The organism is Bradyrhizobium sp. CCGUVB4N (assembly GCF_024199945.1).
Taxonomy (GTDB): Bacteria; Pseudomonadota; Alphaproteobacteria; order Rhizobiales; family Xanthobacteraceae; genus Bradyrhizobium.
Window position 1 is genome coordinate 5,255,201 of record NZ_JANADP010000001.1, and the last position, 12,860, is coordinate 5,268,060.

At 65.4% G+C, this 12,860-nt stretch carries 12 protein-coding genes; 4 read left to right on the forward strand and 8 right to left on the reverse strand.

Translation table 11 applies throughout. The annotated features are described in order from the left end of the window. Positions 1-164: 164 nt before the first annotated feature. The 3 genes from NLM31_RS24190 to eno all read right to left on the reverse strand — a co-directional run bounded on the left by NLM31_RS24190 (position 165) and on the right by eno (position 3,746). Positions 165-1,160 carry an MBL fold metallo-hydrolase gene (locus tag NLM31_RS24190; RefSeq protein WP_254131736.1) on the reverse strand — a complete coding sequence of 332 codons (996 nt, stop codon included), beginning with the start codon at positions 1,158-1,160 and terminating at the stop codon, positions 165-167. A gap of 111 nt (positions 1,161-1,271) precedes the next feature. Next, positions 1,272-2,411, reverse strand: coding sequence for a zinc-binding dehydrogenase (locus tag NLM31_RS24195; RefSeq protein WP_254193910.1), 1,140 nt, complete (start codon positions 2,409-2,411; stop codon positions 1,272-1,274). A 51-nt stretch (positions 2,412-2,462) separates the two neighbouring features. After that, positions 2,463-3,746 (reverse strand): phosphopyruvate hydratase, encoded by a 1,284-nt coding sequence (gene eno / locus NLM31_RS24200; RefSeq protein WP_254131740.1) that lies wholly within the window; start codon positions 3,744-3,746, stop codon positions 2,463-2,465. 128 nt (positions 3,747-3,874) lie between these two features. Between eno and queF the strand changes: the two genes are divergently transcribed. Next, the gene (gene queF / locus NLM31_RS24205) at positions 3,875-4,351 is read left to right on the forward strand and encodes a preQ(1) synthase (protein ID WP_254131741.1); all 477 of its coding nucleotides are present in this window, start codon (positions 3,875-3,877) and stop codon (positions 4,349-4,351) included. A gap of 16 nt (positions 4,352-4,367) precedes the next feature. Then, positions 4,368-5,177, forward strand: coding sequence for a molybdate ABC transporter substrate-binding protein (gene modA, locus NLM31_RS24210; protein WP_254193911.1), 810 nt, complete (start codon positions 4,368-4,370; stop codon positions 5,175-5,177). 29 nt (positions 5,178-5,206) lie between these two features. Here the strand turns inward: modA and NLM31_RS24215 are convergent, their stop codons facing one another. From NLM31_RS24215 to NLM31_RS24235, 5 genes are all read right to left on the reverse strand, one after another. Next, on the reverse strand, positions 5,207-5,659 hold the full coding sequence (locus NLM31_RS24215) for a universal stress protein (protein WP_254131743.1): 453 nt from the start codon (positions 5,657-5,659) through the stop codon (positions 5,207-5,209). A gap of 197 nt (positions 5,660-5,856) precedes the next feature. Beyond that, positions 5,857-7,950 (reverse strand): methyl-accepting chemotaxis protein, encoded by a 2,094-nt coding sequence (locus tag NLM31_RS24220; protein ID WP_254193912.1) that lies wholly within the window; start codon positions 7,948-7,950, stop codon positions 5,857-5,859. 142 nt (positions 7,951-8,092) lie between these two features. After that, complete coding sequence (locus NLM31_RS24225) at positions 8,093-9,304, reverse strand: MFS transporter (RefSeq protein WP_254193913.1); 1,212 nt, start codon at positions 9,302-9,304, stop codon at positions 8,093-8,095. Beyond that, positions 9,304-10,155, reverse strand: coding sequence for a 3-deoxy-8-phosphooctulonate synthase (gene kdsA, locus NLM31_RS24230; RefSeq protein WP_254131746.1), 852 nt, complete (start codon positions 10,153-10,155; stop codon positions 9,304-9,306). The genes NLM31_RS24225 and kdsA overlap by 1 nt, the downstream gene beginning before the upstream one ends. A gap of 126 nt (positions 10,156-10,281) precedes the next feature. Next, positions 10,282-10,608 carry an NIPSNAP family protein gene (locus NLM31_RS24235; protein WP_254131747.1) on the reverse strand — a complete coding sequence of 109 codons (327 nt, stop codon included), beginning with the start codon at positions 10,606-10,608 and terminating at the stop codon, positions 10,282-10,284. 173 nt (positions 10,609-10,781) lie between these two features. Here NLM31_RS24235 and NLM31_RS24240 point away from each other — a divergent pair, with 173 nt between their 5' ends. Beyond that, entirely contained in the window at positions 10,782-11,456 is a 675-nt protein-coding gene (locus tag NLM31_RS24240) for a response regulator transcription factor (RefSeq protein WP_254131748.1), read from the forward strand. Beyond that, entirely contained in the window at positions 11,453-12,829 is a 1,377-nt protein-coding gene (locus tag NLM31_RS24245) for a HAMP domain-containing sensor histidine kinase (RefSeq protein WP_254131749.1), read from the forward strand. The genes NLM31_RS24240 and NLM31_RS24245 overlap by 4 nt, the downstream gene beginning before the upstream one ends. Positions 12,830-12,860 lie beyond the last annotated feature (31 nt).

Genomic DNA, 12,860 nt, shown 5'->3' on the forward strand with positions numbered 1-12,860 from the left:
GAGAGGGAAGTGCCGGGCGGCACTTAAGCGATCCGGGCCAATGGATGCAAGTGCATGAACCGGTCCGTTTTGGAAACGCTGAGTTTCGCGAAAGCAGATGGTCACCCAAAACAATCGGGCCGCCAAGCGGCGGCCCGATGCTTCGTGCAAATCTGAAAACCGGCTCAGATCGTCGGATTCCACGCCGACGGGATCAGGCGATATTTGGCGCCGTCCTTCTCGACATGGCCGACCGAGGGGAAGGTGAAGTGGAAGCCGATCACGGTCGCCTTCTCGGCGGCCGCCATGTCGTAGAACTTGTGACGGGTCTGCTGCGCCAGCGCGCCGTCGGTGTCGAAGGCGACGTGCCAGTCCGGATTGCGCAGGAACAGCTCGGGAATGTTGGTGACGTCGGACTGGATCAGCACCTTGTTGTCGCCCGAGGCGACTGCGAACGAGGTGTGACCGGGCGTGTGGCCCGGCGTCGCGATCGAGGTGATGCCGGACACAACCTCCTTGCCCCAATCGTACTTCGTCACCTTGGACTCGATGCCGGCGAAGGTCTTCTTCACGTTGGCGAAGTAGTTCTTCATCATGTCGCTGGAGGCCTTGCCCGCGTTCTCCTCACTGGCCCAGAACTCCCAATCTTTCACCGGCACCATGATCTCGGCATTCGGGAAGGCCAACGAGCCGTCGGCCAAACGGATTCCGTTGGTGTGGTCCGGATGCAGATGCGACAGCAGCACGACGTCGATGCTCTTCGGGTCGACGCCGGCGGCCTGCAGGTTTTGCAGGGTGCGGCCGACGGCGCCCTTGCTGGGCTCGAGATTGGCGACGCCGTTGCCGGTATCGATCAGCACGAGCTTGGAGCCGGTGTTGATCAACTGCGGATTGAACGGGACAGTGACCATGCCCTTCGGCATGTAGGCGGCGTCGGCAGCGGCGAGCGCCTCCTCCTTCGGAATGTTGACGACGAACTTGTCCGGCATCGGGAAGCTGCGCGCACCGTCATTGATCGAGGTGCACTCGAAGCTGCCGACCTTGTAGCGGTAGAAGCCCGGCGCCTGCGCGCCGGCTTGCGGCACCGCGGCATTGGTTGCGATTGGTCGCAGTCCGGTGATGGCGGCCGCGCCGACTGCAGCGGCGCCTGCGAACAAATGGCGGCGATTGAGATCGGTCATGGAGATGTCCCCTTCTGAGCGCGTTGCGGTTTTTCCGCTTTCAACGCGGCGGAATAATCTCCCGCTTCGCTCAGAAGGCAAGACCTCTTTTGGTTGAGCTGCCGCCGCAGATCACGAAGATTTATTTGGGTTGATGAGGAATTTTTCGCCGGTGGCGCGTTTGCCGTACACCGCGATGTTGGCGGGATCGAGCGCCTCCTGCAGCGACACCACCTTGGTGTAGTGGCTGGCGAAGGTGGTCTTCAATTCACTCACGACGCGCTGACGCAGATGGCCGATATCGGCCGGTCCGATCTTCTGCAGGAACGGGGTCAGGAGCCAGCCGCCAACGCCCCAGGCCATGCCGAAGCCACGCGGCAATTCGATCGGACGGATATCGAGCGCGCCATAAACGTAGACCTGCTTGTGCACGCTGGAGCCGTAGCGGCTGTATTCCTTCGCCGTCTTGTTGATCGCGATTTCCATGCAGTTGAGGATGTCGCCGGCGAGCTTGCCGCCGCCGATGGCATCGAAGGCGATGGTGGCGCCGGTCTCGACCAGCGCATTGGTGAGATCGTCGAGGAAGCTCGGCTTGCTGGAATCGACGACATGCTTGGCGCCGATCTTCTTCAGGATGTCCGCCTGCTCCTGGTTGCGCACGATGTTGACGAGCGCGATGCCATCCTTGATGCAGATCTTGTTCAGCATCTGGCCGAGATTGGAGGCTGCCGCGGTGTGCACCAGCGCCTTGTGGCCTTCGCGCCGCATCGTCTCGGTCATGCCGAGCGCGGTGAGCGGATTGACGAACCAGGACGCCCCCTCGGCCGCCGTCGTGCCCTCGGGCAGCGGCTGGCAGTCCCTCGCCTTCAGGGTCCGGTACTGCGCGTACATGGCGCCGCCGATCATCGCGACCGTCTTGCCCATCAGCGCCTTCGCGGCATCGGACGAGCCGGTCTTGATCACGACGCCGGCGCCTTCATTGCCGACCGGCAAAGACTGGTCGAGCCGCGCGCCCATTGCGCGCATCGCACCGTCAGGCACCTTCGCGGTGATGACGGGCGCCTCTTTCGTACCGGACGCCCTGGCCGTGCTCATGTCGGCCGCGCCGACGAGCAGGCCGAGGTCGGACGGGTTGATCGGCGCCGCCTCGATGCGTACGACGACCTCGTCGTCCGCGGGCTCGGGGGTCGGCACGTCCAGAAGCAGGATCTCGAGCTCTCCGCTTGTCTTGATCAGCGAACGCAGTTGCAGTCCGGTCTTGCCGTCGCTCATGTCGATCCTCCCCTGTCCTTGTTTTTCGCGCTTTCGCGCGGTGACGCTGGCTTATGCCAGCGCCTTCAGTGCCGCCTTGCCGCCGTACAGCGCCTGCTTGCCGAGCTGCTGCTCGATGCGGAGGAGCTGGTTGTATTTGGCGGTGCGATCCGAACGTGCAAGGGAGCCGGTCTTGATCTGACCGCAATTGGTGGCGACCGCGAGGTCGGCGATGGTCGAATCCTCGGTCTCGCCCGAGCGGTGCGACATCACCGAGGTGTAGCCGGCCTTGTGCGCCATCTCGACGGCGGCGAGCGTCTCGGTCAGGGTGCCGATCTGGTTGACCTTGATCAGGATCGAGTTGGCACGGCCGGCCTTGATGCCCTCGGCGAGACGCTTGACGTTGGTGACGAAGAGATCGTCGCCGACGAGCTGGCACTTCTTGCCGACGAGGTCGGTGAGCTCCTTCCAGCCGTCCATGTCGTCCTCCGACATGCCGTCCTCGATCGTGACGATCGGATAGCGGCCGACGAGGTCGGCAAGGTACTTGGCCTGCTCGGAGACCGAACGGGTCTTGCCTTCGCCTTCATAGACGTACTTGCCGTCCTTGAAGAACTCGGTCGAGGCGCAGTCGAGCCCGATCACGATGTCGGCGCCCGCCTTGTAGCCGGCCTTGCCGATCGCGTTCATGACGAACTCCAGCGCGGCATCCGCCGACGGCAGGTTCGGGGCGAAGCCGCCTTCGTCGCCGACATTGGTGTTGTGGCCGGCCTTCTTCAGCTCCGACTTCAGCGTGTGGAACACTTCCGCGCCGTAGCGCAGGCCCTCGGCGAAGGAGGACGCACCCACCGGCAGGATCATGAACTCCTGGAAGTCGATCGGGTTGTCGGCATGCACGCCGCCATTGATGATGTTCATCATCGGCACCGGCAAGAGCCGCGCCGAGGTGCCGCCGACGTAACGGTAGAGCGGCATGTCGAGCGAATTCGCGGCCGCCTTGGCGCAGGCCAGCGAGACGCCGAGGATGGCGTTGGCGCCGAGCCGGCTCTTGTTGGGCGTGCCGTCGAGGTCGATCATGATCTGGTCGATCTGGGCCTGCTGTTCGACATCGAGGCCGCTCAGGGCCTCGAAGATCTCGCCATTGACGGCGCCGACCGCCTTGGTGACCCCCTTGCCGAGATAGCGGGCCTTGTCGCCGTCGCGCAGCTCGACCGCCTCATGGGCGCCGGTGGAGGCACCGGACGGCACGGCGGCGCGGCCGAGCGCGCCATCTTCCAGCACGACGTCGACCTCGACGGTGGGATTGCCACGGCTATCGAGAATTTCGCGGCCGATGATGTCGATGATGGCGGTCATGAGGAGCCTCTTTTCGGGGAACAAAGGGGGCAGTTCGCGGCTGCTTCTACCGCAATGCATCGAAGCGGAAAAGGCCGGGTGACGGCCGGGCGATGATTGGCTAAGAGGGCCGCACCGGAGGCGGCCTCATGTCGAAAAAACCCAGCAAATCGAACAACTCACCCAGCTTGCAACTCGGCCGTGCCGTGGAATGGCCCGACGCGCCCGAGAAGGCCAAGCTCGACCGCGTGCCCAATCCGCAAGCTGGCACCGATTATCTGGTCCGTTTCACCGTGCCGGAATTCACCTCGCTCTGCCCGGTGACCGGCCAGCCCGATTTCGCCCATCTGATGATCGACTACGCGCCCGGCCAATGGCTGCTGGAGTCGAAATCGCTCAAACTCTACATCGCGAGCTTCCGCAACCACGGCGCCTTCCACGAGGACTGCACCGTGATGATCGGCAAGCGCATCGCTTCCGAGATCAAACCGAAATGGCTGCGCATCGGCGGCTATTGGTACCCGCGCGGCGGCATCCCGATCGACGTGTTCTGGCAGACCGGCCGCGTACCGAAGGGCCTGTGGGTGCCCGAGCAAGGCGTCGCGCCCTATCGCGGCCGGGGTTAGTTGGAGACCAATGACGATGACATCGATGTCTGCGAAATTCCGTGGCCTTGCCTTGAAGCTTGCCCTGGGCCTTCTCGGCGTCCTGTGGCTGACCGGCGCGTCGGAGGCTGCCGAGGTCCGCGTGATGATCTCGGGCGGACTGACGGCGGCCTATCAGGCGCTGGTGCCGGAGTTCGAGAAAGCCACCGGCCACAAGGTGCTGACCGCCTACGGGCCGTCGATGGGCACCACCGCCAACGCGATCCCGGTCCGGCTCGAGCGGGGCGAGCCGGCGGACGTGCTGATCATGGTGGGCTACGCGCTCACTGATCTCGTCAGCAAGGGCAAGGTCGTGGCCGGCAGCCAGGTCGACCTGACGCGGTCGCCAATCGGGGTCGCCGTGAAATCGGGCGCGACGAAGCCGGACATCAGCTCGGTCGACGCGGTCAAGCGCGCGTTGCTGGAGGCGAAGACGATCGCCTATTCCGACAGCGCCAGCGGCGTCTACGTTTCGACCGAGATGTTCAACAAGCTCGGCATCGCTGAAGCCATGAAGGACAAGGCGCGAAAGATTCCGGCAACGCCGGTCGGCGAGATCGTCGCGCGCGGCGAGGCCGAGCTTGGCTTCCAGCAGATCAGCGAATTGAAGCCCGTGAAGGGCATCGACATCGTCGGCCCCCTGCCCAAGGAAATTCAGCAGATCACGATCTTCTCGGCCGGGATTGCAACCGTCTCCAAGGAACAAGAGGCTGGCCGCGCCCTGATCAAGTTCCTTTCCTCACCCGCGGCGCGCGAGGCGATCATCGCGAGCGGCATGGAGCCGATCTCGGCGGACGGCGCGAAATAGCGCGTCGCCGCCGACAGGCCTGACGGCGACTACGGCACGACCAGGACCGGCACGCTTCCGTTGACGAGAACTTCGGACGTCTGGCTTCCCAGAAACAGCTTTCTGAGGCCGCGCCGCCCATGAGAGGCCATGACGATCAGGTCACAGCCTCCAGACTTTGCCGTCTCGACGATCGCAGTGGCCGGGTGCGCATTGGGGACGTGGACGAGTTCGACCGACAGCCCGCTCCGCTCGGCCATGGCTCGCGCTTCATCGAGCACTTTGCCTGCCCGCTCCCTGCAGGCCGCATCAAAACTATCAACCTCTCGCTGCGACGGAACCCATCCCGAATCGTGTCCGCCGCCAAAATCGATCGGCAGCGGTTCAGTCACGGTGACGATTGTTGCTTTGGCCTTCAAGGCCTTTGCCAGAGCAATTCCATGCTCGACACCTTTTCTTGCGACATCCGAACCATCGGTGCTCAAGAGAATATTGGCGTACATTCGGTGGCTCCCTGCTGCCTGCCCCCGCCTGCCCCTCGCAAGTGATGCCTGCGAATATGATCCGATCCTCGGCCCCGGTCTATTCGCTTTTATCTTAATCTCGATATCCCTCATGGCGCAGCGACGCGCTCATTTCGCGCGTTCGGCGACCACGTTTGCAGCAGGCTCAGTGTCCAGCTGCTGTTCCGATCAGCGCCTTAGGCCACCTCACGCACCCTGGTGATGAAGCTGTCGACCTCGCCCGTCAGCGATGACGACTGGCTCGACAGGTCGGCGGCCGCCTTCAGCACGCCGGAGGCCGCGCGGCCGGTCTCGTTCGCGGCCGACGAGACGGTTGCGATGTTGCGCGTCACCGTCGAGGTGGCTTCGGCCGTGTGCTGCACGGTGTTGGCGATCTCGGCGGTCGCCTTGTTCTGCTCCTCGATTGCCGCCGCAATGGTGCGATTGATTGTCGAGACTTCCTCGATGGTCTTGACGATGCCGTCGATGGCGGAGACCGCCTTCTGCGTCGCGCCCTGGATCTCCGTGATCTGGGCGCTGATCTCCTCGGTCGCTTTCGCCGTCTGCGACGCCAGGTTCTTCACCTCGCTCGCCACGACCGCAAAACCGCGTCCGGATTCGCCCGCACGGGCGGCTTCGATCGTCGCGTTCAAGGCCAGCAGATTGGTCTGGCCCGCGATCGAGGTGATGAGGCCGATGACCTCGCCAATGCGGTCGGCGCCGTCGGCGAGCGCGCGCATGGTGCTGTCGGTCTCCCTGACGGTGACGACCGCATGCTCGGTGGCGCGGCTCGCCTGCTCGACCTGGCGATTGATCTCGCGGATCGAGGCATTGAGCTCCTCGGCCGCGGCCGCAACCGTCTGCACGCCGCCGCCGACCTGGTCGGCCAGCGTCGAGGCGGAGCCGGCCTGAGCCTGGGCTTCCGCCGCGGTGCCCGACATCGAGCGCGCCGTCGTCTCCAGCTCGCCCGAGGCGCTCGACAACGTCTGCACCATCTGGCCGATCCGGCTTTCAAACTGCCGCACCAGCCCCGTGAGTTCGCTCGCACGCTTCTCCTTGTCGGCGCGCTCGGCCGCCTGATCGCCCGAAAGACGCTCGGCGTTGATCATGGCCTCCTTGAACACCTGCAAGGCCGACGCGATGCGGCCGATCTCGTCGTTGCGGTCGAGGCCCGGAACGTCGCTCGCGAAATCACGATCGGCAAAGCGCGTCATCACGCCGGTGATCGCGGTCAACGGCCGGGTCACGCGGTTGCGCATCAGCATCAGGCCACCGATCATCAGCGCCAGCGAGGCCGGCATCAGGAGACCGAACAGGATCAGGGTGAAACGGGCGCGCGAGGCGCCCTCCTCGGCCCGCGAGATCATGTTGGCCAGCGCGGTCTGCGTGACGATGACGACGTTGTTGGCGCCGACAAGCTGACGATCACGGTAGTCGATGCCGGCAACGCCGGCGGGCTCACCGGCGAGCAGCTTGGTCGCAATCGCATTGCGCTCGTCGCTGAGCGCGCCGGAGATTTCCGGCTCGGCGGTGCGGATCGCCTGCAACAGCTCGGGCGAGGCCACGTTCGGGCCGAGGTCGCGCACCACCAGCCAGGACTGCTGGATGCGACCGCGCAGATCGGCGAAGGTGACGCCGTCCGCGGCGGTCCAGGTCTTGTTGGCCAGGATCGAGGAGAACTGGACGAGAATGGTCTGGCCTGCATTGGCGCGGGCCTGCCAGGCGGCCTGCTTGGCGATCAGGAGCCGATCGACCACGGGGTCGATCAGCGTCATCGCATTGTCGACATGGGCGGTGACGTCGCCGATCGCATCCATGAAGCCGTCGCTGATCTTGGCCCAGCTCGGCTGCAGGCTGGCTTCACGCGCCCCCTTCTCCTGCTTCAGCGCAGTGGTCGAACGCGGCCGCAGCTCCTCGAGCTGCGCCCAGAGGCCGCGGAGCTTGTCGAGCTTCTCGCTGAGGCCGGGCGCATCGACCGCGGCGAGGCTCTGCAGGGCCTGCGCGTAATTCTTCTGCACGGTGGTGCGCTGCTCGGAGAGGCTGCTCATGACGCTGTCGGGCGCGGGCGAGGCCGAGGCCAGATAGCTCAGCGTGTCACCGCGCTCCAGGCGAAAGATCACCAGCGTGTTGGTCAGGTCGCGGCTTGCAATCGTGAGCGAGACGATGCGGTTGCTGTCCAAATAGCGCGTCACCGCCAGCTTCAGGGCGTAGGCGCAGATGACGACGAGGATGAGACCGAGAGACCCAACCACCGCCCCGAGAATGCGGGCGACCGAACGCTGTTTTTGCATCGACTGATCCACAGATGTTGCCGCCGGCTAGCGGTTCGACGGCACTCTACGGAGCGAAGCGTGAGATTTGATTTAAGATTGAAGGGGTTTGGCTACCGCCGCCCCACGGGAAAATACGGGGATCGGCAGCTAAATCGGGCCCTCAGGCGCGCGCATCGGACGGTGCCCGCGGCTTGAGCAGCGCAGCGCAGGCAAAGCCCAGCAGCACCATCAGCACGGCACTCGCGACCAGGGTCGGTGCCTTGCCCGTGTGGGCAAGCCCGAACCCGTAGGCGAGCGGACCGACCGTCTGGCCCATGAAGAAAAAGAACGAGTGCAGCGACATCGCGGTCGCCCGCGCCTCGACCGACAGTTCGCTGGCGAACACCTGCAGGCAACCGTGGATCATGTAGAAGCCCCAGCCCATCAGCAGCATGATGGCGAACTGGACTTTCCAGCCGGGCCCAAGGGTGAGTGCTGCAAGCTGGAGCGCGACGAGGCTCGCGCCTGCGATCATCATGCCCTTGACGCCCAGCCGCGGCAGGAAGCGCGAGACCGTGAACGTGTAGAACAGCCCGCCGACCGCGAACCCCGCGATCACGATGCCCGCGATCGACAGCGAGGTCTCGCCGAGATCGAACAGCAAGGCGGCGATGAAGGGAAACAGGCCGAACACGCAGCAGCCCTCGACGAACACGGCCGAATAGCAATAGCGGGCGTTGGGATTGGCGAGGATGGTGCGATAACCCTGCCGCAAGGTCTTCAGATCGCTCTTCGGCGGCGCCGTTAGGGCGGCGCCACGAAAGCCCGCCGCGACCGCGACGGCGGCGATCAGCCCGAGCGCGCCGATGATCACGAGCACGCCGCGCCAGCCGACCAGATCGCCGATGATGCCCGAGGCGGTCGCGCCGAGCAGATTGCCGGTCATCGACCCCGCCAGCGTGCGCCCGATCGCCACCTGTCGCTTCGCCGGCGCGACGAGGTCCGCGGTGAGGCCGAGCGCAACCGGAAACACGCCACCCGAGGCAATGCCGGCGAGCATACGGCTCGCAAACAGGCCCGAGAAGGATGTCGAGAGCGCGCCCAGAATGCAGGCGACACCGAGCAGCGCCAGGCACAACGTCATCAGCCGCGCCTTGCCGAACAAATCGGCCGCAGCACCGACGATCGGCTGGATCAGCGCGTAGATCAGGGCATAGCCGGCCGCGATGCTCGCCGCGGTCGTGATGCTGATCGAAAATTCCTCCGCGACATGCGGCAGCACCGGATCGAGCGCGCGCGTGGACAACGCCGCCGAGAAGCTCGCAAGCGCGATGATGTTGATCGCGGGTGGAAACTTCTGGTCGGACGACGGCCTGGCCACGGGCTCGTGCATCAGTGCGCTTGGCCCTTGGTCACCGCATCGAACGCCATCAGCTTAGCGATGAGCCCTTCGAACTCGCGCAGCGGCACCATGTTCGGACCGTCGGAAGGCGCGCGATCGGGATCGGGGTGGGTCTCGATGAAGACGCCGGCGACGCCGACGGCGACGGCCGCGCGCGCCAGCACCGGCACGAATTCGCGCTCGCCGCCGGAGGATCCACCCTTCCCGCCCGGCTGCTGCACCGAATGGGTCGCGTCGAAGATCACCGGTGCACCGGTCGTGCGGGCCATGATCGGCAGCGCGCGCATGTCGGAGACCAGCGTGTTGTAGCCGAAGGAGGCGCCGCGCTCGGTGACGAGCACGTTGGGATTGTTGGCGCTGGTGATCTTGGCGACGACATTCGTCATGTCCCAGGGCGCGAGGAATTGCCCCTTCTTGACGTTGACGACCTTGCCGGTTGCGGCCGCGGCCAGAAGTAGATCGGTCTGCCGGCACAGGAAGGCCGGGATCTGCAGGATGTCGACGGCCTGTGCGACGTCGGCGCATTGCGCGGCATCGTGCACATCGGTCAGCACCGGCAGGCCGAGCGAGGACCGGATCTCGGCGAAGATCGGGAGCGACTGCACCAAGCCGAGGCCGCGCTGCGCCGAGGCGCTGGTGCGGTTGGCCTTGTCGAAGGAGGTCTTGTAGACGAGGCCGATCTTCAGCCGCGCGGCGATCTCCTTCAGCGCGGAGGCGACCTCGAGCGCGTGCTGACGGCTTTCGAGCTGACACGGCCCGGCAATGATCGAGATCGGCAGATCGTTGCCGAATTTGACCGTGCCGACGCTGACGACCGGGGCCGCGGATGATGAAGAGTTCAAGGCCAATTCCCTCGTTTCGCCGCGACCATAGCGGTGATGAGGGGCCGATCAACCCCATTCGGCCCGGGCTATCAGAATATCAGGGTTGCGCGGGAAGTCCCCGTCGCAACCCATGCCGGACGGGCGCTATTTCACTGACGAAAAGGCGGTCGGCGTCAGCAGCTGGCTGACGATATTGTCGATGATCTGGCCGTCCGCTTCGCTCTCGGCACGGGCTTTCATCCAGTCGGGGTCCGTCATGAACTTGCCCCACTTCGCCTCGCGGTCGGCAAGCGACTCCCAGGCCAGGAAATAGGTCAGCTGCTGGTTGGATGCACCGATCAGCGTCGTAAAGAAGCCGGCCTGCTTGATACCGTGCTTTTCCCACAGCTTCAGCGTCACCGTCTCGAACCGCTTCAGCAGCGCCGGCAGGCGGCCGGGCAGGCAGTGATAGACGCGCATCTCGTAGATCATTGGTGTTTTGCTCCCTGGAAAGGTGCGGCGGTTATAGCGGCCGGCCCTGAGGCTGTCTTGGGCCCTGCCCGGCCGCCCCCCGCGGCGTTTCGCGCATGGCTGGATCATTTCCCGCAATGCTGCCGTAATGATCGGGCCGCTAGAAGGGCTCAATGCGGTTGAGGTGCCGGATCATGCGGATTTTGCTCGTCGAGGATGAGGCGGAGATGGCCACAGCGCTTTCGTCGGCGCTGCGGCGCTACGACATGGTGGTGGATCACGCCCCCACGCTTGCGGACGCCGAGGAAGCGATTTCCGCCGACGTCCATGCCGCCGTCCTGCTTGACCGCCAGTTGCCCGACGGCGACGGCCTCGCCCTGATCCCGAAGCTGCGGGCACGCGCCGACGGCGTGCCGATCATCGTCTTGACCGCTCGCGGCGAGCTCGCCGACCGCATCGCCGGGCTCGACAGCGGCGCCGACGACTATCTCGCCAAGCCGTTCGCCGTCGAGGAATTGCTGGCGCGGCTTCGTGCCGTGCTGCGGCGGCCCGCGGGTCTGTCTCCCGACGTGATCCGTGCCGGCCGCATCGCCTTCGATGTCGGCCACCGCGAGGCCAGCATCGACGGCCAGCCGTTCGAGCTGCCACGCCGCGAGCTGCTGGTGCTCGAAGCCCTGATCCGCCGAATGGGCCGCACGGTGCTGCGCTCGGCGCTCGAAGAGGCCGTCTACAATTTTGACGACGAGATCCAATCGAATGCGCTGGACACGCACATCTCGCGGTTGCGGCGCAAGCTCAGCGATGCCGATGCCGGCGTGGAGATCCACGGCATTCGCGGCGTCGGCTATCTCCTGAAGAAGTTGCCATGAGCAGGCACGACGATCCCTATTGCCTGCGCTCGCGATTGAGCTGGCGCCTGCTTGCGCTCCAGGCCGCACTATTGCTGGCGCTGGTTACCGTCGTCGTCGGTGCGCTCTGCGCCTCGGGCTTCGTGCTCGCCGAGCGCGACGAGGATCGCGTCATCGATGTCGTGCAGCGCGCGCTCGCGCATAATGCGGACGGCGACCTGATCCTGCGGTCGACGCCCGATTTGAAGCAGCTGCGTGCTGAAACGTCGGACCTCTGGTTTCTGGTCCGCGACCGGCAAGGACATTCCCTGACCGAAGGCGCCGTGCCGCCGGAATTCGCGGCGATCGGCGGCGGCCTCGACCAGATCAGCCAGGCGCGGCTCGGTTGGCAGATGTTCGAGGACGATCCACGCAAGCCGGCAGCGCGGCTGAAGCGCGTCGAGACCGACGCCGGCAATGTGCAGATCATCACGGCGACGCAGGGCCGGCTGACCGGGGCCAAGGCGCTGTTGATGACCTCGCTGGCGTTTCTCGGCATCGCCCTGCCCGGTCTGCTCGTGATGGGTACCGCGACCTTCATTGCGACGCCGATGATCGTGCAACGGGCCTTCAGGGGGTTGGATACCACCGCGGATCAGGCGCGGCGCATCGACATCCATCAGCGCGGCGCGCGGCTGTCGGTGGAACGAATTCCGCTGGAGGTCGTGCCGCTGGTCACCGCGGTCAACGACGCGCTGGCGCGGCTCGACCAGGGCTATGCCCGTCACAAGCGCTTTGTTGCGGATGCCGCGCACGAATTGCGCACGCCGATCGCGATCCTGAACACGCGACTGGAATCGCTCCCCTCCGGTCCGGACAAGACACGGCTGCTGGAGGACGCCGCGCGGCTGGCGACGCTTGCCGAGCAATTGCTCGACATCCAGCGGCTCGACCGCTGCGGTCATCCCTTCACGCGCATCGATCTCGTCGCGATGGCGCAAAGCGCGGCAGCCGACCTGGCGCCGCTCGCGATCGCCGCAGGCTACGAGCTGGCGCTCGATGCGCCCTCATCGCCGATCGAGACGATCGGCGATGCCGCCGCGCTGGAGCGCGCGCTGACCAATCTCGTGCAGAACGCGATCCAGCACGGCCCTCGCCGCGGCACGATCGGCATTCGCGTGAGCAAGCCCGCCTGCATCGAGGTCACCGACGAAGGCGCCGGCATTCCACGCGATCAACGCGAGCAGATCTTCGAGCCGTTCTATCGCCTCTCGCCGCTCGATCGCGGCGCCGGCCTTGGTCTCAACATGGTGCGCGAGATCGTGCTCCTGCATGGCGGCCAGGTCTCGGTCACCGATGGCGCCGACGGCGGCACCTGCTTCAGAATGACGCTGCGGCCAGGCCCGCAGATTTGATTCAATCCGCGTTCGCGGCTCACTGCGCAAT

Coding starts and splice junctions, on each gene's coding strand:
- NLM31_RS24195 (WP_254193910.1), bottom strand. CDS start 2,411: ATGAGCGACGGCAAGACCGGACTGCAACTGCGTTCGCTGATCAAGACA.
- NLM31_RS24190 (WP_254131736.1), bottom strand. CDS start 1,160: ATGACCGATCTCAATCGCCGCCATTTGTTCGCAGGCGCCGCTGCAGTC.
- NLM31_RS24220 (WP_254193912.1), bottom strand. CDS start 7,950: ATGCAAAAACAGCGTTCGGTCGCCCGCATTCTCGGGGCGGTGGTTGGG.
- NLM31_RS24225 (WP_254193913.1), bottom strand. CDS start 9,304: ATGCACGAGCCCGTGGCCAGGCCGTCGTCCGACCAGAAGTTTCCACCC.
- NLM31_RS24235 (WP_254131747.1), bottom strand. CDS start 10,608: ATGATCTACGAGATGCGCGTCTATCACTGCCTGCCCGGCCGCCTGCCG.
- modA (WP_254193911.1), top strand. CDS start 4,368: ATGACATCGATGTCTGCGAAATTCCGTGGCCTTGCCTTGAAGCTTGCC.
- NLM31_RS24245 (WP_254131749.1), top strand. CDS start 11,453: ATGAGCAGGCACGACGATCCCTATTGCCTGCGCTCGCGATTGAGCTGG.
- eno (WP_254131740.1), bottom strand. CDS start 3,746: ATGACCGCCATCATCGACATCATCGGCCGCGAAATTCTCGATAGCCGT.
- queF (WP_254131741.1), top strand. CDS start 3,875: ATGTCGAAAAAACCCAGCAAATCGAACAACTCACCCAGCTTGCAACTC.
- NLM31_RS24215 (WP_254131743.1), bottom strand. CDS start 5,659: ATGTACGCCAATATTCTCTTGAGCACCGATGGTTCGGATGTCGCAAGA.
- NLM31_RS24240 (WP_254131748.1), top strand. CDS start 10,782: ATGCGGATTTTGCTCGTCGAGGATGAGGCGGAGATGGCCACAGCGCTT.